The following is a 770-nucleotide window of genomic DNA, read 5'->3' on the forward strand; positions in this document are numbered from 1 at the left end:
ACTCCCCGTAACAGCGATTCTATGGCTGTATTTACATGGATATCATTATACATATTATTTAAAGCTTCTAGGTCTATATCCTCATTTAAGGATAAATTTGTGCTTCCTATTTCAAATAGTCTTAAGGATATCTGCCGGAGGACCGCTGGCGCTCTTACCGTTTGAGGACTTTTCGCTTTTTTCTTACTCATTTACCTTCTCCTTCCCAGTAATCTTGATATTGCTACTCCTCTTTTTCTTGGTTCATATTTCAGTAGCTGATTTGCTATAGCTAAGGCTACCGCTAAATCTTTTCCGTTTACATTTACTTTCCCGTCTTCTTTTTGCACTGTCATCATCTGATCTATTATTCTTTTATCAAGTATTATTAAATCTTCATTCCTGTGAGCAGTATCCAATTCATCCAGCATCAGAAACTTTGACTGTGCTGTGGTTTCCCATCCTAATTTCTCTGTTTCTTCTTTGGTTTTTGTGTTGTATCTTATCATATGAAACAGATTCTCATATTCAAGTGTTTTCTCTAATGTATTTAGTGTACTGTGACCATGATTATTTCTCTCTACTCCTAGTAAGGCATTATTATATTCTGATGCATATTTATACAGAATATTTCCATGTTCATCCGGTTTTACTGTATACTCTGCTGTTACTACTGTCTTTTTAGTTTCCCTGTCTATTATTACAAAGGTTGACTTATCTCCTTCTTCCAGTCCTTCTGCCACATCACTTCCTACTACATATTCATGACCTTTTACCGGATATTCATATAT

At 35.2% G+C, this 770-nt stretch carries 2 protein-coding genes; both read right to left on the reverse strand.

What is annotated here, in order from left to right:
- On the reverse strand, window positions 1–191 hold a 191-nt coding region (locus NK213_RS20325), incomplete at its 3' end, for a hypothetical protein (RefSeq protein WP_253352738.1).
- Window positions 192–770: hypothetical protein (locus NK213_RS20330; RefSeq protein ID WP_253352740.1), on the reverse strand; the 579-nt coding region annotated here is incomplete at its 5' end. It lies immediately after the preceding gene.

Source organism: Sebaldella sp. S0638 (assembly GCF_024158605.1).
GTDB lineage: Bacteria > Fusobacteriota > Fusobacteriia > Fusobacteriales > Leptotrichiaceae > Sebaldella.